The organism is Leisingera aquaemixtae (genome assembly GCF_006740765.1).
Taxonomy (GTDB): domain Bacteria; phylum Pseudomonadota; class Alphaproteobacteria; order Rhodobacterales; family Rhodobacteraceae; genus Leisingera; species Leisingera aquaemixtae.
On sequence record NZ_CP041159.1, the window covers coordinates 265,341 to 291,104 of the forward strand.

22 protein-coding genes and 3 pseudogenes are annotated in these 25,764 nt (G+C 60.1%); 9 read left to right on the forward strand and 16 right to left on the reverse strand.

Going from position 1 to position 25,764, the window contains the following annotated elements:
• Positions 1-20 precede the first annotated feature (20 nt).
• From R2C4_RS21535 to R2C4_RS03120, 4 genes are all read left to right on the forward strand, one after another.
• A complete protein-coding gene (locus tag R2C4_RS21535; protein ID WP_141889545.1) occupies positions 21-173 on the forward strand; it encodes a winged helix-turn-helix domain-containing protein in 153 nt (50 codons plus the stop codon).
• A gap of 160 nt (positions 174-333) precedes the next feature.
• The gene (locus R2C4_RS03110) at positions 334-750 is read left to right on the forward strand and encodes a CopG family transcriptional regulator (protein ID WP_141889546.1); all 417 of its coding nucleotides are present in this window, start codon (positions 334-336) and stop codon (positions 748-750) included.
• A gap of 29 nt (positions 751-779) precedes the next feature.
• Positions 780-1,862 (forward strand): extracellular catalytic domain type 1 short-chain-length polyhydroxyalkanoate depolymerase, encoded by a 1,083-nt coding sequence (locus tag R2C4_RS03115; RefSeq protein WP_141889547.1) that lies wholly within the window; start codon positions 780-782, stop codon positions 1,860-1,862.
• A 1-nt stretch (position 1,863) separates the two neighbouring features.
• A complete protein-coding gene (locus tag R2C4_RS03120) occupies positions 1,864-2,961 on the forward strand; it encodes a C45 family autoproteolytic acyltransferase/hydrolase (RefSeq protein ID WP_141889548.1) in 1,098 nt (365 codons plus the stop codon).
• On the opposite strand, the gene R2C4_RS21540 is transcribed toward R2C4_RS03120, so the two are convergent.
• From R2C4_RS21540 to R2C4_RS03135, 3 genes are all read right to left on the reverse strand, one after another.
• Positions 2,933-3,268, reverse strand: a complete 336-nt coding sequence (locus tag R2C4_RS21540) for a transposase family protein (RefSeq protein WP_141889549.1) — start codon at positions 3,266-3,268, stop codon at positions 2,933-2,935. The genes R2C4_RS03120 and R2C4_RS21540 overlap by 29 nt on opposite strands.
• Positions 3,269-3,535: 267 nt before the next feature.
• Positions 3,536-4,003 carry a YciE/YciF ferroxidase family protein gene (locus R2C4_RS03130; RefSeq protein WP_141889550.1) on the reverse strand — a complete coding sequence of 156 codons (468 nt, stop codon included), beginning with the start codon at positions 4,001-4,003 and terminating at the stop codon, positions 3,536-3,538.
• Between the two features lie 208 nt (positions 4,004-4,211).
• A complete protein-coding gene (locus R2C4_RS03135) occupies positions 4,212-4,409 on the reverse strand; it encodes a CsbD family protein (RefSeq protein ID WP_141889551.1) in 198 nt (65 codons plus the stop codon).
• A 235-nt stretch (positions 4,410-4,644) separates the two neighbouring features.
• Between R2C4_RS03135 and R2C4_RS03140 the strand changes: the two genes are divergently transcribed.
• Positions 4,645-4,827 carry a hypothetical protein gene (locus tag R2C4_RS03140; protein ID WP_141889552.1) on the forward strand — a complete coding sequence of 61 codons (183 nt, stop codon included), beginning with the start codon at positions 4,645-4,647 and terminating at the stop codon, positions 4,825-4,827.
• A gap of 641 nt (positions 4,828-5,468) precedes the next feature.
• Here the strand turns inward: R2C4_RS03140 and R2C4_RS03145 are convergent.
• The 8 genes from R2C4_RS03145 to R2C4_RS03180 form a co-directional block, all read right to left on the reverse strand.
• Entirely contained in the window at positions 5,469-6,212 is a 744-nt protein-coding gene (locus R2C4_RS03145; RefSeq protein ID WP_141889553.1) for an outer membrane protein, read from the reverse strand.
• Positions 6,213-6,324: 112 nt separating this feature from the next.
• Entirely contained in the window at positions 6,325-8,268 is a 1,944-nt protein-coding gene (locus R2C4_RS03150; RefSeq protein WP_141889554.1) for a multiheme c-type cytochrome, read from the reverse strand.
• 57 nt (positions 8,269-8,325) lie between these two features.
• Complete coding sequence (locus R2C4_RS03155) at positions 8,326-9,303, reverse strand: HAD family hydrolase (RefSeq protein WP_141889555.1); 978 nt, start codon at positions 9,301-9,303, stop codon at positions 8,326-8,328.
• Positions 9,304-9,402: 99 nt separating this feature from the next.
• Positions 9,403-11,034 (reverse strand): arylsulfatase, encoded by a 1,632-nt coding sequence (locus tag R2C4_RS03160; RefSeq protein WP_141889556.1) that lies wholly within the window; start codon positions 11,032-11,034, stop codon positions 9,403-9,405.
• Between the two features lie 548 nt (positions 11,035-11,582).
• Positions 11,583-11,801: a hypothetical protein gene (locus R2C4_RS03165; protein WP_141889557.1), complete on the reverse strand. Its 219-nt coding sequence runs from the start codon at positions 11,799-11,801 to the stop codon at positions 11,583-11,585.
• 61 nt (positions 11,802-11,862) lie between these two features.
• Positions 11,863-13,257 (reverse strand): metal-dependent hydrolase family protein, encoded by a 1,395-nt coding sequence (locus R2C4_RS03170; protein ID WP_208764518.1) that lies wholly within the window; start codon positions 13,255-13,257, stop codon positions 11,863-11,865.
• A gap of 200 nt (positions 13,258-13,457) precedes the next feature.
• Positions 13,458-14,324 carry a hypothetical protein gene (locus tag R2C4_RS03175; RefSeq protein ID WP_141889558.1) on the reverse strand — a complete coding sequence of 289 codons (867 nt, stop codon included), beginning with the start codon at positions 14,322-14,324 and terminating at the stop codon, positions 13,458-13,460.
• Positions 14,325-14,410: 86 nt separating this feature from the next.
• Positions 14,411-14,641, reverse strand: a complete 231-nt coding sequence (locus R2C4_RS03180; RefSeq protein ID WP_141889559.1) for a hypothetical protein — start codon at positions 14,639-14,641, stop codon at positions 14,411-14,413.
• A gap of 280 nt (positions 14,642-14,921) precedes the next feature.
• On the opposite strand from R2C4_RS03180, the gene R2C4_RS03185 reads away from it, so the two are divergent.
• Complete coding sequence (locus R2C4_RS03185; RefSeq protein WP_141889560.1) at positions 14,922-16,565, forward strand: hypothetical protein; 1,644 nt, start codon at positions 14,922-14,924, stop codon at positions 16,563-16,565.
• Between the two features lie 103 nt (positions 16,566-16,668).
• Entirely contained in the window at positions 16,669-17,571 is a 903-nt protein-coding gene (locus R2C4_RS03190; RefSeq protein WP_420870773.1) for an IS481 family transposase, read from the forward strand.
• A gap of 23 nt (positions 17,572-17,594) precedes the next feature.
• On the opposite strand, the pseudogene R2C4_RS03195 reads toward R2C4_RS03190, so the two are convergent.
• A pseudogene (locus R2C4_RS03195) lies at positions 17,595-17,803 on the reverse strand (transposase); the annotation flags it as partial.
• A 191-nt stretch (positions 17,804-17,994) separates the two neighbouring features.
• Between R2C4_RS03195 and R2C4_RS03200 the strand changes: the two are divergent.
• The gene (locus R2C4_RS03200) at positions 17,995-20,181 is read left to right on the forward strand and encodes a PBP1A family penicillin-binding protein (RefSeq protein ID WP_244940773.1); all 2,187 of its coding nucleotides are present in this window, start codon (positions 17,995-17,997) and stop codon (positions 20,179-20,181) included.
• A 750-nt stretch (positions 20,182-20,931) separates the two neighbouring features.
• Here the strand turns inward: R2C4_RS03200 and R2C4_RS03210 are convergent.
• Positions 20,932-22,091, reverse strand: a protein-coding gene (locus R2C4_RS03210; protein WP_141889224.1) for an IS3 family transposase whose coding sequence is annotated in 2 segments (ribosomal slippage) — positions 20,932-21,833 and positions 21,833-22,091 — 1,161 coding nt in all. Because the reading frame shifts where the segments join, the coding sequence is not laid out codon by codon here.
• A gap of 239 nt (positions 22,092-22,330) precedes the next feature.
• Positions 22,331-22,528, reverse strand: a pseudogene (locus R2C4_RS03215) (transposase); the annotation flags it as partial.
• Between the two features lie 287 nt (positions 22,529-22,815).
• Between R2C4_RS03215 and R2C4_RS03220 the strand changes: the two are divergent.
• Entirely contained in the window at positions 22,816-24,132 is a 1,317-nt protein-coding gene (locus tag R2C4_RS03220) for a dicarboxylate/amino acid:cation symporter (protein WP_167510231.1), read from the forward strand.
• Between the two features lie 195 nt (positions 24,133-24,327).
• Here R2C4_RS03220 and R2C4_RS03225 read toward each other — a convergent pair.
• A pseudogene (locus R2C4_RS03225) lies at positions 24,328-24,531 on the reverse strand (site-specific integrase); the annotation flags it as partial.
• Between the two features lie 372 nt (positions 24,532-24,903).
• Complete coding sequence (locus tag R2C4_RS03230) at positions 24,904-25,761, reverse strand: ABC transporter six-transmembrane domain-containing protein (protein ID WP_141889564.1); 858 nt, start codon at positions 25,759-25,761, stop codon at positions 24,904-24,906.
• Positions 25,762-25,764: the final 3 nt, after the last annotated feature.

The following is a 25,764-nucleotide window of genomic DNA, read 5'->3' on the forward strand; positions in this document are numbered from 1 at the left end:
ATCTGGCGGATACGCTTGGAATGAGCCTGGTCCATACCAACCGGTCGTTGAAATCCCTTCGCGATGCCGGTCTCATTTCGGTTACGAAGGATCACGTGCGTCTGAACGATGTCCAAGCGCTAATCGAAATGTCTGAGTTCAATCCCGAACATCTGAGTGAATTCGAGATTTGACGCACATGTCGCCGCCGGCCGCCCGACAGCTGCAATGACCTGATGCAGGTCTGAGCCTCTGCTCTGCCCACTCGTTAGGGTGTTCTGCGAGGCCGCCAGGCATTCCCCTTGAAACTCTCTGGAAGACATCCATATACCATCCACACGGATGGAGAATGGCATGGCGAATGTGACACAGCTGCGCGACAAGCAGCCAGAGAACGAGAAGATCACCATCAACCTGGGGTTTGTCGACCTAGGACGTATCGACCTGCTGGTTCAGGAAGGCTTCTATTCCAACCGAAGCGACCTGATCCGCACAGCGATCCGCAACCAGTTGGACAGCCACGGCGAGGCTGTCAGCAAGTCGCTGGAGCGGCACACCATGGAATTGGGACTGCGGGACTACACCGTCGCTGATCTCGAAGCGTTGAGAGACGCTGGTGAAATGCTCCACGTCAAAGTCGTCGGACTGGCGCGGATCCACCCCGACATCACGCCCGAGCTTGCTCTTCAAACAATCGGGTCAATCACCGTCCTTGGCGCTCTTCACGCCAGCGCAGAAGTCAAGAAAGCACTCAGCGACCGCATCAGGTAGGCCGCCTTACTCCGAGCAAAGGAAACATCATGAAACTTTTCAACGCCGGCGCAACGCGCCCGGCGGCCAATGCCGCACGGCTGTCGGCTGCCAATGATCTGGTGCAACGCACGCTTGCGCAGCATGGCATTGTGCCGGCGGCGGGACTTGGCACACAGGCGGGTTCGCCGGATTTATCATCCCTAGACGCAATGCTTGCGAGGCTCTCAAACCCGAGCTTCCGGTCCGGAACGCCGGAAATCACGGTGCCCGACGGCGCGGCCTTCAAAGAAGATACGTTTGCCTGCGCTTCAGGCAGCCGCCGGTTTCGTCTCTATGTCCCGGCCTCGGCGCGGGATGGAGCCAGCGGCGTGGTGATGATGCTGCATGGCTGCACCCAGACGCCCGAGGACTTTGCCGCCGGGACCGGCATGAACAATTTGGCCGATCAGCATGGGTTCGTCGTGGTCTACCCGGCTCAATCACGCGGTGACAACGCGCAATCCTGCTGGAATTGGTTCAGCCGGGGCGACCAGCACCGGGGGCGGGGTGAGCCGGCCATTTTGGCGGCTTTGGCCCGACAGGTTTGTGCGGAACACGATGTTGCCCGGGACAACACGTTTATCGCAGGTTTGTCGGCTGGGGCAGCCATGGCGGTGATATTGGGCGAAACTTATCCAGATGTCTTTGCCGCTGTCGGCGCGCATTCCGGATTGCCGCTGGGATCGGCAAAAGATGTGCCTTCCGCCTTTGCGGCGATGGCGGGAAACGCGCTGGACGGGCCGGGCCCCGTCCCAGGAGATGACAGGGTTCGCACGATCCTCTTTCACGGAACAACTGACGGCACGGTGCATCCGTCCAATAGCGACGCAATTGCACGGCGCGCCTGCAGGGCGCATGCGCCCCAGAGCATCACGATGACGTCCTCGGGTGAGGAGGCAGGCCGCACTTACTCGCGGGAGACCATCAGTGACACGGACGGCAATGATGTGGTCGACCATTGGACTATCCACGGGCAGGGCCATGCCTGGTCGGGTGGTCAGCCGGGCGGGTCCTACACCGATCCCAATGGGCCGGACGCCAGCGCCGAGATGATCCGCTTTTTCTTTGCAACTTCGGCTGAGGACACATGAGATGCAACATTTGACACTGACGTTCGAGGCGGTGGATGAAGCCAGGCCCGGCGCGAAATGGGCTGCCCGCTGGGCGAGATCCTGGCCTGCCTATGAGGCATGGTTCACCGCGCGCGGCGGAGATGCCGGGCCGTCCCGCGCCGATTGCCGCGCCGCGCTGCGGCGCTACATGCCGGAACTGATTGACACCTATGACCGGCTTGTCACGATTGCCGGCGGGTCCGGCCGGGCGGCGCGGTTCCTGTCCACCTGGTGCCCGCCGCCCTATCTCGGCGGGTGTTCCCTCGCCGCCGTCGCGGACCGGGATGACGTGCGGCTGGTGCGCAACTACGACCTGTCGCCGGATCTCAATGAAGGGCTATTGCTGCGCACGGAATGGACCGGCCGCGCGGTAATGGGCATGGTCGAATTCCTCTGGGGCCTGTCTGATGGCATTAATGACGCGGGTCTCAGCGTGGCGCTGGCCTATGGCGGGAGGTCTGAGACCGGCGAGGGGTTCGGCATCACGACGCTTCTGCGCTACGTGCTGGAAACCTGCGATACCGTCGAAGAGGGGATCGAGGCATTTAGGCGCATACCGTCGCACATGGCCTACAACGTCGTCCTGGCGGATGCGGCTGGCGGGACTGCGAGTGTGGAACTGGCCCCCGGCGGAGGCGTGACAACCATGCCCCAGGCGATTGCGGCCAATCACCAGAACAGTGGCAGCACCGCCGAGCGCCCCGCCTTCACTCGGACGTTCGAGCGGATCACTTACCTGAAGTCTTTGCAGGTTGGTCCCAGCAATCTTGCGCATCATTTTCTTAGACCGCCCCTTTTGCAGGACCGCTATGCCGAAGGGTTCGGAACACTGTTCACATCGGAGTATAACCCCTTAGTACGGTCTCTCAGACTAGTAATTAACGGTACGCAATGGGATCAAACGCTGGATGGCTTTCGGGAAGGGCGCCTTATGGCCGATTATACAAGCGCGAGCAGCAAGCGTGACACCGGCAACATCCTAATAACAGCCCACGGTTCAACGGATTGGTCGCAAGCGGCGATGATCGACTGGGTCAACTGGCAAGGGATTATGCAGCGGGCCGGGGGAGGCAGGTGAGCGAATACCTTCCGGCCGCCTCGTGACCAATCCTCAGCTTTGCGGGGGCAACTGCGAGGATCATGAACCATTGTGCAATTAGGAATTCCGGCCGGAGCATGCTGTAAAACGCTGCAATGATGCCATTGTCCGTGGGCTTTCCAACCCGTGAGAAGTCGAGGGTAACGTCGTGAGCGTCGGGCCAGAGATCAAGGTCCCGCGAGTTGAGCTCGCTGCCATTATCAACACTGATCGTCCTGCGGTAGCCGATCTGCCTGTAGAATAATGAAAATGCGGCCTCGGCTTCTATGAAAAATTGAAGCGGCAAGCCCAGCTCACGACCCGCCGCTTCGCGAAAAACTCTAACTCGCTAACCCGCCGAAATGCAGCAGCCACACGTCCGCCGGGCAACCTAAGCGCACTAATAATCTGCGCGCGGACAGAACCCAAACGCCTTGAGTGGCCGAAGGTTCCATAAAAAAGCGAAATGGCTGTGTAGCGGTTCAAGGGGGCGGCGTTAAAGCTCAATCACAACTGCCGCGGCGATCCAGCGGCCGCGGCAGCTGACCTCTATCAAACCAAAGCCACAACTCCTTCAGTTGATCTTGGAAATCGCCAGGTGCGTCAGCTTGCTGTTTGCGGCCTTCTCCTGATCCAGAATCGACGTCAGCAGATCGTGCGCTTCATCATGGCCGAGTTCTTTGGCCCATTCGCGCAGGGTGCCATACCGGGCAATCTCGTAGTGCTCGACTGCTTGGCAAGCCGCAATCAGCGCGGCATTTTTACCGTCGCCGGTTGCTTCCTTCATCAAGCTTTGCGTTTCCTTGATCAACCCTTCGATCGCATCGCACTTTTCGCCGGAAGGCTCCTCGCCGATGGATTTGAACACTTTTTCCAAAGTCTTCACCTGCCCTTTGGTTTCTTCCAAGTGCTCACCGATCGCCTCTTTCAGAGGCTTGCCGTTGGCCGCCTCCAGGACATCGGGGAGGGATTTCACGAGCCGGTTTTCAGCATAGTAAATATCCTGCAGAGTGTGCAGGAAAACGTCGCTCAGAGTTTTCATTTGCTGGTCCTCACTATTATTTTAGGGTTGACTTGCAGGGGCCGCGGGCAGAAGGTCCGCGGCCCGCTTGATCGGTGCGGTTGGCGGCGACGGTCATCAGCAGTTGGTTCAGGCCGCGCTTCCTCCCGCTGGAGGGCGGTCAGAGGCGGACCTGGCACAGGGCAGCCCAAGTCGACCCAGTTCCTAAAGCACTGGCCGGTGCCCGGCCTTAGAGGCCGCGCGACCAGTCGTGGATTTCGCGCTCGGCTTCGTCCTTGGTGCGGCCATACCGCTCCTGAATCTTCCCGGAGAGCTTCTCACGGTCGCCCTCAATCTGATCCCATTCGTCTCCGGTGATCTCCCCCCAAGTTCGCTGAGCGGAGCCTTTGAGCTGTTTCCATTGGCCTTTGATTTGATCCCAGTTCATGTCAGTCTCCTTTCGCCTTTTCTGCGACTAGGTAAGGAACGTTTTCTTTGGGAGGTTGTTCCCACCCCTCCCCTGGTGAGCAGAAAATGGCTTAGGCACCGTCTGGAGCACGCGCGCTTGAACGTTCGGCTGTTGGGTCTTTTAAGCTGGCAGCGCCGCGACGCGCCGGTCGCGGGGGAAGGAACTTTGCCTCGCGGAAAGTGTTGATATTCTGAAGCTGCTCAGGAGAGAAGAGATGTCGAACGAACACGCAAGCAACGATCCCCAGAAGAATAAAGGTGGCCGTCCGGGCATTAAGCAGGATGACCCCAAGAAACTGCGGCAGAACGCTAAGGATCACTGGAAAGATACCACTGAGACCATGGACGAGGCACCGGCGGCCAGCCCGAATGCTGAAGAGCAGAGCCGTAAGAGCTGACATCAAGGAGGTCATAACCGCCTAATTACGGCCCTGCCGGGTTCCTACCGTCCATCATAATGCTTGACTGAGCTGCCTTAGAGGCGAAAGAACTCAGACATGGTAGCTTTCTCGAACGATCTGGCGTCTTGAGGAGAACTCGAATTCTATCCGGGCAAATGAACGCAGGCGAGATAGTATTGGCCATCCGTCCGTGCATCGACACTTGCATTGAAATCGGCCGCTAGCTGCTCAACCAGCATGGATCCGAGCTTGGAGGATGATATCGGGTCGATAGGCTGGTCTTGTTCAATCCTATTTTTCACGACGATGCGAGAAGCTCCCCCAGATCTCTCAGCGCTCACCTCGATTTCGGCTCTCCCACTTTTGTTCAGGCCGTATTTGAGCGCGTTTGTCACCAGTTCGCTGAGGATCATTCCGAGGCTGGTCGCGAAATCGCTTTGAAGCCGTGCATCTTGGACGTGTCGCGGTTTGATGCCGCTCCTTTGAAAGCATTTATTGCGACAAAGGAGACGATTTATGGGAACGAGACGGACGGATAAATTCCTGGTTTAGATTAGAGAGGAGAAAATCTAGGATGGCCAGCTAGGCCAAAGCCGAAAGTACCGGGTCTGCGCGCTTGCTTCCCCGATTCACGCGGATCAGAACCGGTATGTCGCTCCGAAGATCGCGCCGGACTGGCTGAACTCAAACGGGTTTCCGTTCACCTCATTTTCCATAAAAATGTAGCGGTACCCGCCGCGCAGCCCCCAATTTTCATTAAGCGCGTAACCAGCAGTGAGCAAGACCTGCCAGGTTTCATTTCCGTTGCTGAAGCCGCCGTAGTCGAAAAAGGCAATGCCATGCCAGCGATCCGAGAATGCCGCCCGGGCCCGGAGCCCGATCACGGGATCAACCCAGTTGGCACTGGCGGCGGCGCTTCTCTGGGGCGCTGTGCCGGGCTGCAAGGTCAGCGTGGTGTCCGTGTCGAACCAGCGAAAACCAGCCACCAGATCGACTGCCGCCTGGCCGCTGTCATGCACCCGGTATCCGGCGTACCCGTTCAGGATCTGGGTCGTCATCGACGTGCTCAGCCCCGAGTGCGCAGGCCCGGGTGTGTCGTTGCTGAAGGACAGGTCCGTGTACATGTAGTCGGTGAGAAAGCTCCATTTCCCGTTACTGGCGCCAAAAGCTCCCATAAAGGCAAAGTCCAGATTCTCAAGCGCGTCGCCAAACCTGAGTGCGCCCTCGATCCGCCCTGCGGGTGTATCGATTGCGGTTTTGGTCTCGGGCGCGAACAGGTAGATCGTTGCCTCGTAGTTCCAGTCAGTATTCTGAGCAGACGCGGGCCCGGATGCCAGGAGGCCGGCAGCTGCCGACACGATTGCGGTCAAGATCGTTTTCATAGGCAGTTCCTTTTGAGCTGACGTTTCACTGTGTGCCGGGTGGCTTCAGAGATTGCAGATGCTGGGCAGTTCAGCGGTCCGCTCTGAGGTTCCGGAATTTTGGCAAAAGCACTCACTCGCTATCTCCTTGCGGCGCAGGTTTTCCTTCCAGCTCTGCCTGTGCGGCCAGAAGTTCGGGATCTTCCGGATTGGCCGACAGAGCCTCTGCCACAACCGCGGCGGCAGCAGAACGTCCTTTGGTCGCCGCTGTGATCCTGGCCAGCATCACCCATGCATCCAGCCGCTGCGGGTCCAGCCGCACTACTTCGTGGAACGCGGAAGCGGCCATGCCCATGTTGCGCATGGTCAGAGCCACACCGCCAAGCTGGAGGTGGGTCTCAGGAAAATCGAGCCGGTTTGCCATGGCATCCTGCCATTCAGCCATGGCGGCTTGTAGCTCTCTGGCGGTTCCATTCGGGAGGCGGTTCTCCGTACCACCCAGCATCGCGCGGGCAGCAGCCATGCGCACGTTGCGGGCAGGGTCGGCAAAGACGGCGGCCAAGCGCTTGCCCCTTTCCTGAAGCGGTGCAAGGCGCTGCAGAGAGGCCGCGGCAGCGCGGACAAGCGGATCCGGGTCCCGCAGCAGATCCGTCAGCCTGGCGGCAGACAGCGGGTTGTTGGACCGCTCCAAAAGCCAAAGCGCAGTGGCCCGCACGATGCCCGGCTGGCTGGTATCCTGCGCGAGCGCGGTCAAGTCGCCGGCCGCCGATGCCCCATCGGCACGCCCCCGCGCCAGCACCTCCCCATAGTGCCGGCCACGGTTTCTGCTGTCCGGATACCAAGCGGAAATCTGTGCGGCTGCCCAGGCTGCGTCTTGGCCGCCGTGGCAGGCTGTGCAGGCATCCGGCGCTCCAGTCACCGGCGAAAGGTCTGGCCGGGGAATCCGAAACGAGTGATCGGCGCGCCAATCGTTGCCCATGTAGACGCGTTCTGGCATGTGGCAGGACTGGCACTTCGCTCCAACGCTGCCTTCCGGGTGAAAGTGATGTGCAGGGCTGTCGTAGTCGGCTGCAGTGAGTGTTGGGAAATCCGGATTGCCCGCCGGGCTGTGGCATTGGGAGCAAAGGCCGTTGCCTTCTGCCTTCAGATCCGGGCTGTGTGCGCCGTGGCAATTCAGGCAAGTCACGCCCCGAGCGTGCATCTTAGATTGCAGAAAGGAGCCGTAGACATAGACCTCGTCCTGAATCTGCCCGTCCGCGTGGTAAAGCCCTGGACGCAAAAGTGCGAGCGTGTAGGCATCATGAAAGCGCGTGCCTGGCACCGGGTTGCCGTCCAAGTTGGCTTCGCGTCTGGAATGGCACGTCGCGCACTGTTCGACCGCCTGCCGGGGATCGGTGAAATCCACAGGAAATCCATGGTTTGCGGGCGGCGGCGTCCTTGTCGTTTCCCATGCATCGGCCCAAGCAACGTGGTCCTTCCCCGGTCCGTGACAGGCCTCGCACCCAACGCCCATTTCGACCTGGGTTGATCCATAGCTTAAACGGCGGGCGTCGTAGTTTTTGCGAAACCCGGTGGCGTGGCACTCCGCACAGCGCGCATTCCAGGTCTTGTAGGGACCCGTCCAATGCAGACCGTCCGAAGGCGGCAGGGTCTGGTCCGGGTAAAGGTGGAACCATTTCCCCTCTTCGGTGTCCCAGGCCACGTCGAAACTTTGCAGCCGTCCCGGTCCGGCCTCCAGGAGATATTGCTGCAGCGGGTCAATCCCCGCAACCGAATGCACTTGGTATTCCGCCTGCGATCCATCCTTTTCTGTGACATCGATGTAATATCCACCTTCCGCTCCAGTCTGAAACCGGGCGGTCATGCCGTCATGGTGGAAGGCCGTACCGCTGAAGTCACCTGCGATCGTCTCCCGCGACGGCATTGTCCAGGCCTGAGCGTGATGCGATCCTGTCCAGTCGGCGGCACTGTCTTTGTGGCAGCCGGTGCAGCGGTCTGACCCCAAGTAGCCGTCAAGGCTCTCGGCCATAGCGGGCAGACCCAGCAGCAGGAAAAGGATCAGGACTGCAATCTGCATTTTCGGAGGGCCTTCCGGTTTGCTGGGTCGTTCATGCAAAGGAATTGCGCGGCGGCATCATTTGCCGCTCGGCCAGATCCGCTCCCAATCTCGGGCCATGTCGATTACCAGCCAGCCGCGGCTGGCTGCTTCATCAAGCCCGCGTGCAAGCTGCCCGATATGGCTGTCACGGCCGTAAGCGTATTCGCGTTCGCTGTCAGTATGGTGCAGCAGGATGCCCAGCCGCGCGCCATCGCCCGCAGTGGTCCACTCAAGCATCTGGAAATCTCCGTCGGAATTTCCCACCGCGATCACCGGCCGGCGCCCGATGCGGGCCTCGATTGCAACCGGCTTGCCTGCCTTGTCGTCGATGAAGAATATACCGGGATCCTTCATCACCCGCGGCGGTCCGTCCCCGGCGGAATAGCTGCCGTTTCCGATAGAGCCGATGACCTGTTCGGGCGGAATGTTATAGGCGTTTTGCGAGAATACCCGGATAAAATGCAGGCCGCCGCCTGAGGCGATGTAAGTACGGAAGCCTTCGTCGCGCAGGTAGCTCAAGAGCTCCAGCATGGGCTGATAGACCATATCGTCATAGGCTAGGCCGGTGCCGGAATGCCTGGCCGTGTCCAGCCATCTGCGCACTTCAGTCTGGAACTCATCCACCGTCAGGCCGGAGTGGGTGGTGGAGACGATTTCCAACAGTCCCTCAGTGCCCGAGGCGGCCACTGTCTCCATGTCGCCTTCGGCTGCGGCGCGCAGCATGTCAGATGTGAGCACCTCGGGATCAGCAGCAGCCATTTCCTTCAGCCGGTCGATGGCAAACAAAAGTTGGAAGTAGACCGGCTGCTCTGCCCAAAGCGTGCCGTCATTGTCGAAGGCCGCGATGCGTGCGGCAGGAGTGACATAGTCCGCTGAGGCCGGGTCCGTCACACGTTCGACAAAAGCGATGATCCCGGCTTTGGTGGCCGTGCCGGTCCATGAGGGTAAGGGATCGGCGACCGATACCGATGCAAGGAAAACGGTCATTGACAATGAAGTTAGCAGGGCACGCATCGGGAAAACCTCCGCAAGTGCAGGAAAGAGGATGCCGCAATAGTCAGAAAACACTTTCGCCCCGGCGGAATGCCTCCCCGGGGCGAAAGCCGTGAAGATTTACTGCGAGCCGCCTGGCTGTGACAGCTTCTCCATGACCTTGTCGAGACTGAAGGAAGCCGCCTCTTGCCGTGGCGGGTATTCCTTAAAGGTCTCCAGGAACTGCGCGACATAGGCCTGGGCCGGAACCAGCATATAGGCATGGTCGATCAGCCAGTCGTAATAGGTGTTCGACGTCCGGTAACCGCGTTCATAAGGGTCGCGGCGCAGATTGAAAATCAGCGGCACACGCAAAGGTGTCAGCGGCTCCATCCAGGCCCGGAAGCTTGCCCAGGATTTTTGCTCCAAGAATGTAATTTTCCAGTTGTTGAGCCTAAGGGCCGCGAGGTCGCCGTCATCGGTGAAGTAGAAGATCTCCTTGCGCGGGCTCTCGTCTGCCTCCCCCGTCAGCATCGGCAAAAGATTGTAGCCGTCAAGATGGACACGGTACTCCCGGCCAGCCATTTCCGGAACGGTGACGCCGTTCAGCAAATCTTCCTTGATGGTTTCGTTGCCTGCTGCTGCCAGGAATGTCGGCAGCCAGTCCATGTGATGCACGATCTCGTTCGAGACCGATCCGGGCGCAATACTGTTGGGCCAGCGGACCATTGCGGGCACCCGCCAGGCGCCTTCCCACTGGGTGTTCTTCTCGCCCCAGAACGGCGTCATCCCGGCATCCGGCCAGGTGTTCATGTGAACCCCGTTATCGGTCGAGTAGAACACGATCGTATTGTCGGCGATGCCAAGCTCGTCAAGCTTGTCGAGGAACTTGCCGATATCCATGTCGTGTTCGATCATGCCGGCGGTGTACTCGTCGGCCTTCGCGCCATTGTAGCGCTCATCCGCAAGCGCGCGGTTCTCTTCGCTGACATGAGTGCGGAAGTGCATTCGCGTGCCGCTCCACCACAGGAACCACGGGGTGCCGCCGGCGTTTTGCTCCTCCATCCACGCAATCGCCGCATCCGATGTCTCGTCGTCCACGACCTCCATCCGTTTGCGCGTCAGCGCGCCGGTATCCTCGATATTCTGAGTGATTTCACTTTCGCCGTAGGTCGCGGTCACGTTCAGCACACCGCGCGGACCGAACCGTTCAAGAAACGTCGTGCCATCTGCCAGGACCATATCCCGCGGGAAGTCTTCGTTCTCCGGCTCTTCTTCGGCATTCAGATGGTAGAGATTACCGAAGAACACGTCGAAGCCATGGTTCGTCGGCAGATGCTCATCCCGGTCACCCAGGTGGTTCTTTCCGAATTGCCCGGTGGCATAGCCTTCGGCCTTGAGGAGGCCTGCAATGGTCGGATCTTCGACCTGCATGCCTTCCTCGGCACCGGGCAGACCCACCTTGGACAGGCCGGTGCGAAAGACCGACTGGCCCATGATAAAGGATGACCGGCCTGCCGTGCAGGATTGCTCGCCGTAATAGTCGGTGAAGATCATTCCCTCATTGGCAACCCGGTCGATATTCGGCGTTTGATAACCCATCAGCCCCATTGTATAGGCGGAGATGTTGGACTGGCCGATGTCGTCGCCCCAAATAACAAGAATATTCGGCTTGCCGCCCGCACTGCCTTCCTGGGCAAGAGCCGGCGTACTTCCAATACTCAATATCAGGAACCCGGCCGCGACGGCCCTGGTTAAATGCGAAACTGGCATAATCGGTAACTCCCTCACACTCGCTTACATTGAAACTTGAGGTGGCCGCAGACTGGCACCAAGCGAGAGACATTGCCCGCCTTTGTCCGCCCCGTTGAACTTTTCAAGTGGGGACATTTATCCATAAGTTGAATGAATGGCGCAACACTTTCGTTTTTTTGGGACTTTCTCTCGGTTGCCGGCTCTTGTATCTGGGCCCTTGTGTCTAGGCCGTTGCGGACCGGCACGCCATCAGGAACTGCCGCCCCCTCGCCATGACCTGCAAGCGGCCTGCATGGGCCAGTCAATGGCACATAAGCCGGAGGCCGACGCGCACTGCAGGCTTTCTGGTCATCTTTGTCGGTGAAAGACAGGACACAGACCCGGCCTCTGTGGATGGGCTCCGTGACTTGCCCCCCACTGGTCCCTCGTTCATGAGGAGAGTCTGCGGGTTTGTGATGTGCTACCCAAGACGATTAGAGCTTCCGAGACATCGGACGGCTAGCAACCCGTTCTCTGCACGAAATGCTTAGGTGTCCGTCAGCTCAAGTCTGAAGTTTTACACATCATCAGTTCCTATGCGGATGCGCATCGGCCAGCCCCGGATCCATTGTCCGCCCGCCGCCATCAATGACCCGCCCGCCGGCAACAGCCACATCCTTGATGGTAATCTGCGCGATCAGCTTGCCCTCGATGACGGCATTCGTGTTCTCGATCAACGCTTCATTCAGTCTGTCGATGACATTGACGTTGGTGATGACGATAGGGTCTGCCGGATCGCCCTGCACCCCGCGACCGAAGCCGCGAGGACAAAAGCAGAGGCAACAACGCCGCTTCGAAACATAGCCGTCACTCGATATCGTATTTGTAAATGACGCCGTCTTTCATGATCATGCCGAAGTTCTCTTTCGGATCGCTGATCAGGTCGAGGTTCTCCAGCGGGTTACCGGCAACGAGAATCATGTCGGCATAAGCGCCTTCCTCGATCACCCCGAGCGGGCCAAGGGGATAGGGCGTTAGAGGGCCCGACAGTTTCAGCAGCTCGGCATTGTCACAGGTGGCCATTTTCAGCGTCTCGTAGGGCGTGAACCAGCGCTGCATCTTGGCGAGGACTGCCCCCTGTCGCTTGGCCAGATCCGCGCTGAAGAGCGTGTCGGTTCCGAACGCAATCTTGAGGCCCAGTTCCTTGGCGGTGCGATAGACGAAGTCGGTCCCGTCGGTCACGAATTTATACTTAGCCTTCTGGAATTCGTTCAGCGCAGGAGCGTCCTCGTCATCAAGGAAAGGCTGCATGCTGAGCCATACGTCGTTGTCCTTGAACATCTGCAAGGTTTCACGCGTGGACATATGCGCATGCTCAACGCTCCTTGCGCCGTTTTCGATGGAGTGAACAACGGCTTCATTGTTGATCGCATGGGTCGTGACGTAGGTGCCCCAAGCCTCGGTCGCCTCGACGGCCGCCCTGAATTCCTCACCGGTGAACTGGATGGTGTGAATCGGATCATAGGCCGAGGTGACGCCGCCGCCCGCCATCAGCTTGATTTGGGTCGCCCCTTGCATCAGGTTTTCGCGCGTGCGCTTGAGCACATCCGGAACACCGTCCGTGATATAGAACATGTTGCCACGCTCGAAGGAATGCAGCTCGCCCGCGGCCTGCGGCACTTCACGTGTCAGGCGGAAATCCTGGTGTCCCGCGGTGATCGACAGTGCCGGACCCGAAGGGAAGACCCGCGGCCCGTCAATGAGACCCTGATCCGTTGCCTTGGCGATGTCGAACATCGGCCCGGCGGTGTCGCGCACGGTGGTGAAACCTCGGGACAGCGCGTTGTTCTGAGCCTTGGCCGCAAGGAGGTTCCAGTACCCCTCGCCGGTCAGCGCCAATTGCCCGATCGTCGCCTCTGCAAAAATACCGTGCCAGTGCGCGTCGATCAGGCCGGGGATGAGCGTGTGGCCTTCAGCGTTGATTTCAAACGCGCCTTCGGGCGCTTCAATATCCGGTCCGATCTTCTTGATCAGCTGGCCGCTGACCAGAACGTCCGCACTTGAAAGCTCTTCATCGCAGCCGTTGAAAACCCGCGCGCCGCGGATCACGACGTTCTCGAACCGCATCTTGACGTTGGTCGTTTCAATTTCCCCGACCACCCCTTCGGGCAGGACAGCGTGATTGGTGCCATGTGCAAATGTTGCCGCGGGAGACGCGGCAAGTGTCGTGCAGAGAAGATAGCTCAGGATTCTGTTGGTCATGGTGGTTTCCCTTATTCAACTGATGAGTAAAATTCGGTTTGACCGCACGTGGCGCTTCTTTCGAACGGTCTGCAGCGGGCCAGACGCGACCGGCTGTGACGGGATTGACTGGCAAACCTATTTCCTTCGGGACAGAATAGCTCTGCGCGATCAGTGGCGGACCTGATTTAGAGCAAGCCGTCGGCGGAAAATGCCCGGCATCAGAAATTCAGCACCTTGTAACCGACCTGGAGGGACCATTCCGCGGGCCGGTCACCGCCGAAGAGAATCCCGGGTTTTATGTACACCTGACTGTCGCCGCCGAATGCCTTGCCCGTCAACATGCCTGCCGTCACCTGAAGGCTGCCGAAGGTCGCATCCGTTTCCCAGTCGTGAATGATCGCGGGGTCGAAGGTCAGGTAGAACCGCGGATTCTTCAGCTTCGGCACATAGTAGAAATCGACTGTCGTCGTGTTCACGTCGATCCCCTGATCGTTTCCGCCCTCAAGCCCGAAGGTCTGAACCCAGGCAGGCGCGAAGATTGCGCCATTGTCGAGAAACCAGGCATAAAAAACCGAGGTTTCGCCCGCAAACTGCCCATACCCGGCAGTTTCGGTTTCCGCAGTGTCCAGAAACAGTTCGAAGGTGAAGGCCGCGCCGTTCTTTGCGGTCAGGTGAAACACATCGATATAGGTGACACTCACGTCGCCCAAGGTGAACTCAACACCCGGTACACCGCCATAGATTGGGTTTGCATTGAACGGGCTGTCCGAGCCTGGCACGGTGAACCTGAACGCGCGTTTCCCGCTCGCGCCAAATGGCTGAACGTAGAAGGCTTCAAACAGGCCCGTGTTCAGGCTCGAGTTGATCTCATTGTATTGGTACTGGATGCCGAACTGCGTCGTCAGCAGAGTCGGGTTTGTGCCGTTGTTGATCTCTGCCGGATCCTGTTGGGCGCTGGCGGGGGACGCCAATGCAGCCAGCAACGTCAGTGCAGCGGCCGCCAAAGTGGTGTTTTGCGACCTCAAATTGCAGGAGTTTTCGTAAGGAAGGGCCTCTCCCGCGCGCGGTCTCGCTATCTCACTCATCACCGTGTGTCCTTTCCGTTGTTCGTATTTTCGCGCCAGTTCCAGAGTGCGCGCGACACACTTCGAACAGGGCTGCGCCAGGGGATTCACTCCGTGCTTCGTTGCAGGTGCATCCAGAATTCGTGGTGGAGGTCCTTCAAAATTTCCTCATATTCCCCTGCGCGCGCCGGAAGCTGCTCCCACCGGCCCCGTGCTTTCTCGGCCATGCAGATCTCTTCGCAGACCGACAGGAAATCCGAATCCTCTCCTGCGAGCCGGATGATTTCCGGTCCCTTCTCAGGGTGTCGTTCCACCAACTTGCGCAAAAAGGATTCCATAGCCGTGTGCTCCCCGGCCAGACTTCAGCACGCTGGGTGACATGTTTTCTACGTTGCTACATGTAGACTACATAGAGAAACGGCCGGTCTGCAGGCAGTTACCGATCGGACGGATCCGTGTTAAACTACTGTCGTCATTGCTGATCCAAGGGAAAGGCGACAGACCGTGCCACGCCGCCAGGAAACGACGAGCTTGCCAGCCTCCCAGGATGACATCCGCAGTCAGCTTGATCGGATATTCGATTACGGCGGTCTTCAGGCGAGCGTTCGGCGCCGCAGAATGCTGGACTACATTGTCGAGGAAACCTTGGCCGGCCGCAAAACGGAGCTGAAGGCTACGACTATTGCCATGGCGGTTTTCGGTCGCGGCGCGGATTTCAACCAGCAGTCAGATCCAATTGTGCGGCTCGAAGCACGCAAGTTGCGCCGCGACCTCGACACCTATTATGCCGGGGCAGGACGGGATGATCCGATACGCATCAGCATCCCGAAGGGCCACTACATTCCAAAGTTCACCACGCAACAGACCGCAAGACCGGACGGGCATCTGCGACCGGAGGACCCGGGGAACACTGGCAAGCGAATACCAAAGCCTGATACGGGGTTCGGGCTGCGCATCGCACTGATTGCTATCGGCTCTATCTTAGTTGTGGCTGCAGTCCTTGTGTGGACCGCCCAGCCGGAACAGCACACACCCATAGGCACCACAGTTTCTGCCGGAAAGGTAGCAATTCTGGTTGAAGATTTTGAGGCTCGCGCAGGCGACGACCTCGTTTCGCTTGTTGCGTCTGGACTTACACATGACATTGCCGCAGCCCTAATCAGGTTTCCGGATGTTGCTGCCTATCTGACACCGGATCGGACTGCACGGGGCTCAGAACTTGTTGCGCCAGCAGGCAAGCCGCCCGAAACGAAATTCGCCGTGACCGGAAATGTGTGGCGAGAGGGCAGCAAAATACTCATCCGTGCCGAGCTCATCCGGCGTGCCGACCTGAAAGTCCTGTGGAGCGAACGTTTCACCATGGGCGCCCAAGGCCAGAGCATCACCGGTATTCAGGACGCGATTTCCTCGAAGATTGCTTCAGCCGTAGGTCAGCAGTACGGCTATGCCCTGCGTGATATCCGTACCTCCCAGCCAGCAAAACCCAACGACCCGGGCCTTCGTGGCTTTGCCTGTGTCTCCAGCGCGCAAATCTACCGGCGCACTTATCATCGTGATGAGTATCAGGCGGTGCGGGAATGCCTTGAGGCAACCGTGCGTGATGATCCCGATTATTCCCGGGCTTGGGCCATGCTCGCCTACCTTCGCAACGATGCCGCCCGTTTCGGCCATGAGAAGGAGCTTTCCCGGGACGAGGCCTTTGACCTCGCACGGGAGGCCGCGATGCGTGCGATAGACCTTGATCCTCAGGATACTGATGCGCTGCAGGCGATGTCCCATGTCGAGCAGTACGCAGGACGCCTTGAGCGATCAATTGACTTTGCGCATCAGGCTGTGGAGGTGAATCCGAACGATCCCGCCGCCCTTGCCAACCTGGCAATCCGGTATGCAATAGCTGGACGGTTTTCGGAGGCAGTGCCTGTCATGAACCGTGCTATCGACCGGTCCGTGGCGCCGCCGCCGTTCTACTATCACGTGCTGGCCGCAGATCATCTCATCAAGAAGGAGTGGCCGGACATGCTTGCCGCAGCAGAACGGGCATCTGCAGATGGCTGGTCCTTCGGCCAGGCAATGCTCGCCATTGCTCACAATCAGCTTTCCAACGACCGGGCCGCTCAAGAAGCCCTCAAGAAAATGGCCGAGCTTGATCCGCTTCTATCTGACGATCCGCGAACCTGGCTTGAAAGTCATAGCATGCATGCTGCCCTTGTTGAAGCCGTTGTCACAGGCCTTTCTGAAGTACGAACAGCTGTTACGGAATAACAGATGGAGCCATGTGTCCCAGGTGTATGGAGTTTCCGAGTTCAGCTGACAGACTTTAATCTGTCTGGCGGCCGAAGGAGGAACCAGCGTGGACAAAGAAGCTCTGAGGGACATCGCGCGCAAGAAGCGCGTATTTGCCTATGCTGAGGAAATCGGCAACATCGCTAAGGCCTGCCGGTACTTCGGCATCAGCCCGGAAACCTTCTGTGACTGGAGTAAACGCTACGCGACGCGCGGCGACGCGGGCTTGGTGAATTCGAAACCCTGCCCGCAGAACCCCAAGCTTAGAGTGCCTCAAGCCATTGAAGCCAAGATCCTCTACCTGCGCCGGAAATACCACTTCGGTCCGGCGCGGATAGCCTGGTCGCTGGAACGCTATTTCGACATGAAGGCTTCCACCAGCGGCGTCTACCAGGTCTTGGTGCGCAACGGGATGAACGTTTTGCCGAAAGGAAAGCGGACCCGCGCTGTGAAATCCTTCAAGCGCCATGAAAAGCGCGTGCCCGGGCGCCGCGTTCAGATCGACGTGAAGTTCCTGACCTTTCACAAGGGCGGCCGGAAAATCAGGCGCTACCAGTTCACGGCAATCGACGATGCGACCAGGGCCGGTGTTCTGCGCGTATACGACCGCCACACGCAAGCCAACGCCATTGACCTTGTTGATCATGTCCGCCGGACATCTCCCTTCCGGATTCACACGGTACAGATCGACAACGGCCACGAATACCAAGCTAAATTCCACTGGCACTGCGAGGATCTTGGGATGACCCACGTCTATATCAAGCCACGTTCCCCGCATTTGAATGGCAAGGTGGAGCGCAGCCATAAAACCGACGCGGAAGAGTTCTCGCAGCTTGTTGGCTACGTCGACGACATCGACATCCGAAGCAAGCTGAAAGAGTGGGAAAGCTACTACAACTGCCACCGGCCGCATGCTGCCCTGAAAGGAAAAGCGCCCTTCGAAGTCCTGCGTGAGCGCCTTCTCTCAGGGCCGGGGAAAGTCTAAACTTAGACGCCAGCCGAAGTTACGGATGCCACAAGCTGCTGTCGCACATGGGCGATGCACTTGCGGCAGCGTAAAGGGCTTAGAAGTTTCCCTTAGCCGCCTCGGTCAAGATTAGCTTGCCCAGCGTCAGGTCAGACACCGCACGCCGCAGCCGCTGGTTCTCCTTCTCAAGCTGTTTCATTCGTTTGAGCTGAGACCGACCCATTCCGCCATAGAGCTTGCGCCACCGGTAAGCTATCCAACAGGGGATCATCGTATCAACCCTACCACGCGAAAGAGCGGCATCATCGTTTGGAACGGCTGCCATATGGAAGGAGTTCATCCTAGTACCAAAGGGAGAGAGACATGCCCGGCATGAGAGATCGACTGCGCGCAACAGCCACTACGCCAAGGGTTTCTGATCAGCGGAATGATAAAGAGCCCGTGGCTGAGACCGCAGCCGTCGGCACTGCAGCACGATTAATAAAATCCCTGTTCGCTGCGTTCGGCCGTCTCACCTGGAAACAGCGTGCAGCGGCGGCGGCAACTGTCGCCGCGGTGGCGGGCATTGCTGCGGCCGCCATCGCCCTGGCAAGCCTTGAGGATTTGGCCGATCTTGAAGCGAAAGCGGAGCCTGCCGTGCGCTTTGAAGATGCCGCAGGCGAACCTCTGATGATGCAGGGCGAGAAGCCTTCGAATTATGCGGCCCTCGGCCAGGTTCCTGAAGATCTCACCAACGCCGTCATCGCAATCGAGGATCAGCGCTTCTACGAGCACGGCGGGCTGGATTACCGGGCGATATCGCGGGCGCTTTGGGCCAATGCTGCAGCGGGCGAAATCGTGCAGGGCGGCAGCACGATCACCCAGCAGCTAGTGAAAATCAGCTATCTCGAGCCGGACCGCACCTATCGGCGGAAACTGCATGAAGCCCTGCTGACGCGGCAGTTGGAAGCCCGCTACAGCAAGGACCAGATCCTCGAAATGTACCTCAACCGCGTGTACCTGGGCCACGGCGCCCGCGGCGTGTCCGCTGCCGCACAGATTTATTTCGGCAAACCGCTTGAGAAACTGACCACCGCCGAAAGCGCCGCGCTGGCGGCGGTTATCCGGGCGCCTTCCGCCGTCAACCCGTTCACCGACCTCGCCGCGCTGAAGCAGCGGGCCGAGCTTGTGCTGCGGCAGATGCAGGGCATGGAGCTTCTGGACGGGCCGGGGTTCAATCAGGCGATGGCTGATCTTACCGTAATGGCGCCGCAGCCGGCCGGAATTGTCTACGGCGGGTGGTTCTCTGATCTCGTGGCCTCGCGGTCTGCAGATCTTGCTCAGCGCTTCGATGGCGCTTCCAGTGTGCGCACAACACTTGAGCCGGAGCTTCAGCGCCTGGCCGAACGGGTGGTGAGCGAGGCGCTGGCCGGGCATGACATGCAGGCTGCCCTCGTGGCCCTGCGGCCGGACGGGCGGGTCGCAGCGCTTGTTGGCGGCCGGGATTACCAGGACAGCCAGTTCAACCGGGCCACCCAAGCACGGCGGCAGCCCGGCTCCACGTTCAAGACCTTCGTCTATCTTGCGGCATTGGCCGAAGGGTACAGGCCCGGGGACGTGATCGAGGACCGGCCGGTGGAAATCGACGGCTATGAACCGCAGAACTTCGATGGCCGCTTTCACGGGAAGGTCACGCTCCAGGAAGCATTCTCGCAGTCGCTCAATGCCGCGGCCGTGAATCTGGCGGGCCGGGTCGGGATCGGCAAAGTCGCGGAAACCGCCCGTCTTCTGGGCATCGAGGCCGAACTGACCGAAACGCCGTCCTTGGCGCTTGGCGCGTCGGAAGTCACGCTTCTTGACCTGACCGAAGCCTTTGCTGCCATCGCCACCGGCACGGTCCCCTTCGAGGCGCGCTTTGTCCAGGGGATCACTGCGGGGGAGCCCGCACATTATTATCCGTTCAAGTGGCAGGCGCCTGCGCCCTCGGAGGAAGCCGCGCGGCTCATGCAGCACCGGGGCGACATGGTGACTCTGCTGCGGAATGCGGTCCTCAGCGGAACGGGCCAGGCTGCTGCGGCCGTGCCCGGCGCGGCCGGAAAAACGGGCACCAGCCAGAACCACCGCGATGCGCTGTTCGTGGGCTTTACGGAGGATCTGATCGTGGGCGTTTGGGTTGGCAATGATGACAACAGCCCGATGGAAGGCGTGACCGGCGGGCAGCTGCCCGCCAGGATCTGGGCTGCCTTTGCCGCGGGTGCCGGAGCCGGTTCCGTGGTGCCGGACGCGGCGGATGCGCTGCCCGTTGCAGCCGCGGACGGTTCAGAAGACGCTTTAGAAACGGCCGCTGGCGATCCCGCTACCGCCGATGCCGCCGCCTCCCGCAGCAGCTCAGGCACCCGGTTTCCGCCGGGCACTGGCCACGTGGTTGTGCGCGACGCAGAGCACGCGCGGGCAACCATCCAGCGCATGGTGCAGAGCGGGAAGCCCATCAGAGCCGCTGAGCTTCGTGATCTTCTGATCGGGACGGTGAACGGCGCAACCGCATCATGCAATGTGCGTGCCTGCCAGCGCGCTTACCGCTCGTTCCGCGTCTCGGACTGCAGTTTCCAGCCATACGGCGGCGGCCCGCGCCGACTCTGCACCCGTTGATGAAGCGCACTGGGTAAGCAGAAGGCTCCAACGCCTTCGTTGCGCCGGGGTTTCAGGGGGTATTTCTCGATAGAGAAATTCTGTCCGCGTTATTGCGCGGAGGCCCGTTATCAGGCCCCGTACGCAGGCCGCGATAACCAGCTTTCGAGCGCTGCCAGCAGCGGTGAGACGTTCTTTGAAAGTCCGGAAACGCTGGCGTGCCGCCCGGCGGGATTCCGGTTTCGCGTTCACTCTAGTCCCTGGAGCGGGTGATCCTGCCCCCGCCCGGGGGCGCGCGCACGGCCTTCGGCTTCCGTTTGGAAACCGGGCCAGGCTTTCCGAGTTTGCCTAAGGTCATTCAGTCCGGGTTCGGCTGAAGCGGCTGGATCCGCGCCGTTCTGCGCCACGGGGACGTCTGGCTTTAAGGCAGCCAAGGCATATTCTCAGCCGGGCAGGACAGTATGGCAGCCTGGCGGACGTGACCCTTCCACGCGGCTAAGCTGCCGGGCTCGCATGAAACAGTGTCCAAATCCTGCTCCCGCAACCATCGTTTCCGACCAAGCCCTCGCCACCAGCGGGGGCTTTTCCGATTCAAGGCCCCCCAAAGCCATCAGCCCCGCCAATTCCCCAACAAGTTCAAGCTGATGGCCGCCCGGCGCTGCACCGTCCGGAACCATCCGCACCTCCGAAATCAGCGCCCGCAGCGACGCTGTCGCCTCCCGCCGCACCTCCGGCGCGTTCAGGGTGACCTGCCCCCCGCTGGTCCCTCGTTCATGAGGAGAGTCTGCGGGTTTGGTTTTGGTAATCGTCGGTCTCGGGCTTGGCAAGCGCGGCAGGCGCGGAGCCCTCAAATAGCTCAAGCGCCTGCCGCGCTTGCATTGGCGTTCTGTTCCCCAGCGAAGAATGCGGCCTGACGTTGTTGTAATCGTAGCGCCACAGCGCCAGCTTGCGGCGGGCATCGTCCAGGGTATCGAACAGCTCTTCATTGAGAAGCTCGTCCCGCAGGCTGCCGTTGAATGACTCGATAAAGGCATTCTGCTGCGGTTTCCCGGGGTCGATGTAATACCAATCCACGCCGTTCCTGTCGGCCCATTTCAGGATTGCCCGGCTGGTGAATTCCGTGCCGTTGTCGCTGACAATGCAAGCGGGTTTCCCGTAGATCCGGACGAGCGCGTCCAGCTCCCGGGCAACGCGCTCTCCTGAAATGCTGGTGTCCGCAGCCAGGCACAGGTTTTCCCGGCAGCAGTCATCGTTCACGGCCAGGATGCGGAACTTCCGCGAGGCGCCGAAGCTGTCCGCCAGGAAGTCCAGGGACCAGCGCTGGTTCGGCCGTGTGGCTTCGGGCATCGGTGTGCGTGAGCCCCGGGCGCGTTTGCGGCCCCGCCGCCGCTTCACCGCAAGGCCTTCTTCCCGGTAGAGGCGGTACAGTTTTTTGTGGTTCATGATCATGCCTTTGCGCTCAAGCAGCACGCCGATCCTCCGGTAGCCGAACCGGCGGCGTTTGCCAGCGATCTCTTTCATCTCCTGGCGGATCTCGGGATGGTCGGGCGGGCGTTTGCGCCGGACCGTCTTGGGGTCGACACCGACAAGCCGGCAGGCCCTGCGCTGCGAGATGCCATGATCCCGCATCGCAGTGAGCGCTGCCTCTCGCCGCTCCTTCGGTGCCGTCAGCTTTTTCCCAGCAGGTCTTTCAGAACCACATTGTCGAGCATCGTGTCTGCCAGCAGCCGCTTCAGCTTGGCATTCTCATCTTCCAGCGCTTTCAGCCGCGCCGCCTCCGATACCTCCATGCCGCCATACTTGGACTTCAGCTTGTAAAAGGTCGCCGGGCTCAGCCCATGCCGGCGGCACACCTCCGCCGTCGGCATCCCGGCTTCCTGCTCTTTGATCATCCCGATGATTTGCGCCTCGGTGTAACGGCTCTTACGCATTCGTCTGCTCCTACATAGGTTGGGCAGACTCTACATTATGGTGAGGGATTTCGCGGGGGGCAGGTCACATTCACTTTCCGGGTTCAGGCGTGAGATGCGCTTGCCGGTTTGCGGATCCTTCACGTAACGCAGCCGGTTCCAGCTTTCCGTCTCATCTTCACTCCTTGACGGTTTAGATGAGCCAGAAACCCTCCGTTATGCAAATCCCTCAATCAGGCCCACAGGTGCTGACGTCAGACAAGCTTGGCGTTCTCGACCTCCAGAGCCTTCAGCCTCTTGGCCTCGGACACTTCCATGCCGCCATACTTCGAACGCCATTCGTAGAAAGTGCCATCGCTGATGCCGTGCTTCCGGCACAGTTCCTTCGCCCCCATTCCGGCTTGGTGCTCCTTCAGGATGCCAATGATCGGCTCTTCGCTGAAACGGCTTTTCCGCATCGTTTGTCTCATCGCTTGGAGAACAGGCTAACTTCAAATCGCGGACTTTTCAGGGGAGCACGTCAGTCCGCACTCCGTGAGTTCGGCGGCATTTGAGCCATGCGCCCGCAGCGAAAGTCTGATCTGGTGAAGCTGCGCCGCAGCGCTTGACTGCAAGGTGATGGTCTGGTCCGGGCCGTCTATTGCCAACTATCCTGCCCAGTTTGCGGCTTGATGAACGACAGTGGACCCACAGCGTCAGCCCGTGTAACGACACCGTCATGGAAAGCGAAGTCCAAGAGTCCCCAATGCAAATCGCTCAGCAGCGTTTCAAGCTGCGAGTGTGGATCACATCTCGACTATGGGCCCAGGTGATGGCCGGCATGATCCTGGGGTTTGGCCTGGGCTTGCTGCTGAGCGAGGCGACGGGTGTCGTGCCGCCTGACTTGGCCGAGGTGATCGGGCTTTGGCTGGCCCTGCCAGGAAAGATCTTTCTGGCGCTGATCGCCATGGTCCTCATTCCCTTGGTTTTCTCGTCAATTGTTGGCGGGCTTTCGGGGGCCGGGTCAGGGGAGCAGTTGCGCTCGGTCGGCCTGCGTTTGGCTGCCTTCATTCTGGTGACCACGACGACCGCGGCGGGCATCGGAGTGGCGCTTGCTCAATGGCTGAAGCCCGGGACAGGACTTGCCGGATTTTCGGTGCAATCGCCTCAATCCGGTACGCAGCCGCAAGACGGCCTGCTGACAGACGTGCCTGCGCCAGAAGAGAAAGCGGCACTGCCCGATCTGATCGCCGATATCCTCCCCTCTAATCCCACCGCATCGATCGTCCAGGGAGACATGCTGGCCGTTGTGGTGCTGGCACTGCTGGTCGGTATTTCGGTTACGCAAATACAAGGCAGCCGGGCCGCCACGTTCCTGGCGCTGATGGACGCGCTGTTGTCGATCTCCATGAACATCGTGAAATGGGCAATGTTTCTAGCACCTTACGCGGTTTTCGGGCTGATGGCGCAACTGGTGATGCGCATGGGGTTTGAAACCATGCTTGGCATCTCGGGCTATGTGGGCACCGTGCTTCTGGGGCTCGGCGCGCTGTTGTGCTTCTACCTGGCGATCGCGATGGCCTTTGCACGGGTCACGCCGCTGCGTTTCGCCAAGGCCGCGGGCAGCAACCTGCTGCTTGCTTTCTCCACATCCAGTTCGTCTGCGGTCATGCCGGTGACGATCCAGACGGCGCGTCAGCTTGGCGTTCCCGACAGTATCGCCAACCTGGTGGTTCCATTGGGGGCAACGATGAATATGGCGGGTACCGCACTCTACCAAGCGGTGGCCATACTGTTTCTTGCGCAGCTTGCCGGATTGGAGTTGACGGCAGTGCAGATCAGTGTGGTGGTGGGAACGCTTGTCGCGTCGAGTATCGGCGCGCCTGGCACGCCAGGTGTCAGCATCGCCATTCTGATCAGCGTCGCCACGAGCATGGGCATTCCGGTCGAAGGGATGGTGATCATTCTCGGCGTTGACCGCCTGCTCGATATGTGCCGGACGGTAATCAACGTCACTGGCGATCTGGTTGCAGCGGTGCTGTTTCGCGCGGCAGGGCAGCCCGAGGCGGTGACATCGGCTTGACCCTGCCGGCTTGGGATTAGAAGCCGTCTTTGAAGTAGCCCCCCCAATGGCAGCGAAATCCGGCGTTGCCGTCATCTGCTCATAGGACATGCTGCAATAATGCATGAATGGGAAGAATACCAAGGCTGCATCGCGGCGTGAAACAAATCGATGGCTGCCGACTTTGGGCCGTCCACGTAGGACGGCTCTTGGCTCTCAGATTTCGACCGCCTCAGCTTTCGCTAGCGCGTCCTCGAGTTCGACGCCCAAATTGCGAACGGTGCTGTCCATCCTGGTGTGGCCCAGCGGAAGCTGAACTGCTCGCAGATTGCCGGTCTTGCGGTTGATAGGGGCGACCTTCGTTCGGCGCATGGCGTGCGTGCCGTACGACGTCCGATCCAGCCCGATTGATTTTACCCATCCGCCCCGGTCCGCCTCAGCGCCAACCCGACGTTGGCGGTCCAGTTCACCACGCCGCGGTGCGGTTGCGGTGAAGGTCTGGTCAGAGCCCGCAGCGGGCCTGTCAAATTCTTGCTGCGCGCGCTCGCGGCAATAAAATCGCCGCGGCCGCATCATTTTCAGGGCTGCTGTGCGGCGTGAAAAATCGCTGCAAGCTGGTTCAAGGGCGGCGAACTGCGCATTTTGCCTGCAGCGGTTCACTGGAGCAGCGGCAAGCGGGACCTCGCTGCGAGCGCACTTTGTTGAAGCCTCAAGTTAGTAGAAGGCCTTCATCAGTTGTAGGCGGCGCCAAGCTCGAATGGTGATGCAAAGTTGGCGTGTTCAAGGCGAGCTTTAGGGAACAGGCGCCCGGTTCAGCCTGATTGTGATTTCGGCTAGGCGCGACCAGGTTTGCAGGGTGACTGGCAGGCTGAGAGAGGCCTCGGCTAAGTCCCAGGTGTAGGCGACAATCGAAAACACCGCGCCGGCGGTGACCGTCATTATGGCGGCTGCAAACCAGAGATTGAACAGGAGCAGCGCCAGCAGAAGCGCAAACACCGCGCCATAGAGAATGGCTTCGGCATCTGAGAGCTTCACCTCGAAGCGGCGCAGGCGCTGCAGATGCGCCAGTGTTGCTTGCGGCGCCCGTTTTTCCAGCACGCCGACCTGGCGTTCGGTCTGTTGGTTGAGCTGGCCGTTGAGACGGAAGAAGCGGCGGTGAAACAGGGTGTAGACGGCGGCCATGCCGATGGCGGCACCCAGGGCTGCAAAGGCCAGCTGGGGTGCAAAGGCATACAGCACCGTGATGGAGACCGCGATTTGCACGCCGGCAGCCATCGCGGAGGGCAGGGTGTCTTCCAGGAAGTCCACCAGCTCACGCCCCATTTCCAGCCGGGCGTTCAGGGCCGAGACCGGCAGGGCGGCGGAGCGCGCCGCCTGCGTCCTGCCCAGTTCAATGCGGACGGTTCCATAGGCACGGGTGTCATAGAGCCTGCGGACGACGGCAAGCGCAACCAGGGCGGCCAGGAGGCCGGCCAGGTGCCACAGAGCGCGGGGGCTGCCGCCCAGCAGCCCGTCGATGGCAAAGCCGATGAACAACGGAATGAGCGCTGTCAGCGCGGCCTCGCCCAGCGTCAGCGCCCAGGTGAGGGCGATGCGCCCTTTAAACACGGTCAGCAGCGACAGCAGGGTCAGACCACGGCCAGCCAGCATCGC

Bases quoted from the DNA above. Each gene is read 5' to 3' on its own strand.
- R2C4_RS03155 (WP_141889555.1), bottom strand. From the start codon at position 9,303: ATGCGTGCCCTGCTAACTTCATTGTCAATGACCGTTTTCCTTGCATCG.
- R2C4_RS03110 (WP_141889546.1), top strand. From the start codon at position 334: ATGGCGAATGTGACACAGCTGCGCGACAAGCAGCCAGAGAACGAGAAG.
- R2C4_RS03135 (WP_141889551.1), bottom strand. From the start codon at position 4,409: ATGAACTGGGATCAAATCAAAGGCCAATGGAAACAGCTCAAAGGCTCC.
- R2C4_RS03220 (WP_167510231.1), top strand. From the start codon at position 22,816: ATGCAAATCGCTCAGCAGCGTTTCAAGCTGCGAGTGTGGATCACATCT.
- R2C4_RS03175 (WP_141889558.1), bottom strand. From the start codon at position 14,324: ATGAGTGAGATAGCGAGACCGCGCGCGGGAGAGGCCCTTCCTTACGAA.
- R2C4_RS03170 (WP_208764518.1), bottom strand. From the start codon at position 13,257: ATGACCAACAGAATCCTGAGCTATCTTCTCTGCACGACACTTGCCGCG.
- R2C4_RS03120 (WP_141889548.1), top strand. From the start codon at position 1,864: ATGCAACATTTGACACTGACGTTCGAGGCGGTGGATGAAGCCAGGCCC.
- R2C4_RS03185 (WP_141889560.1), top strand. From the start codon at position 14,922: ATGCTGGACTACATTGTCGAGGAAACCTTGGCCGGCCGCAAAACGGAG.
- R2C4_RS21535 (WP_141889545.1), top strand. From the start codon at position 21: ATGAGCCTGGTCCATACCAACCGGTCGTTGAAATCCCTTCGCGATGCC.
- R2C4_RS03150 (WP_141889554.1), bottom strand. From the start codon at position 8,268: ATGCAGATTGCAGTCCTGATCCTTTTCCTGCTGCTGGGTCTGCCCGCT.
- R2C4_RS03180 (WP_141889559.1), bottom strand. From the start codon at position 14,641: ATGGAATCCTTTTTGCGCAAGTTGGTGGAACGACACCCTGAGAAGGGA.
- R2C4_RS03115 (WP_141889547.1), top strand. From the start codon at position 780: ATGAAACTTTTCAACGCCGGCGCAACGCGCCCGGCGGCCAATGCCGCA.
- R2C4_RS03130 (WP_141889550.1), bottom strand. From the start codon at position 4,003: ATGAAAACTCTGAGCGACGTTTTCCTGCACACTCTGCAGGATATTTAC.
- R2C4_RS03140 (WP_141889552.1), top strand. From the start codon at position 4,645: ATGTCGAACGAACACGCAAGCAACGATCCCCAGAAGAATAAAGGTGGC.
- R2C4_RS03145 (WP_141889553.1), bottom strand. From the start codon at position 6,212: ATGAAAACGATCTTGACCGCAATCGTGTCGGCAGCTGCCGGCCTCCTG.
- R2C4_RS03230 (WP_141889564.1), bottom strand. From the start codon at position 25,761: ATGCTGGCTGGCCGTGGTCTGACCCTGCTGTCGCTGCTGACCGTGTTT.
- R2C4_RS03160 (WP_141889556.1), bottom strand. From the start codon at position 11,034: ATGCCAGTTTCGCATTTAACCAGGGCCGTCGCGGCCGGGTTCCTGATA.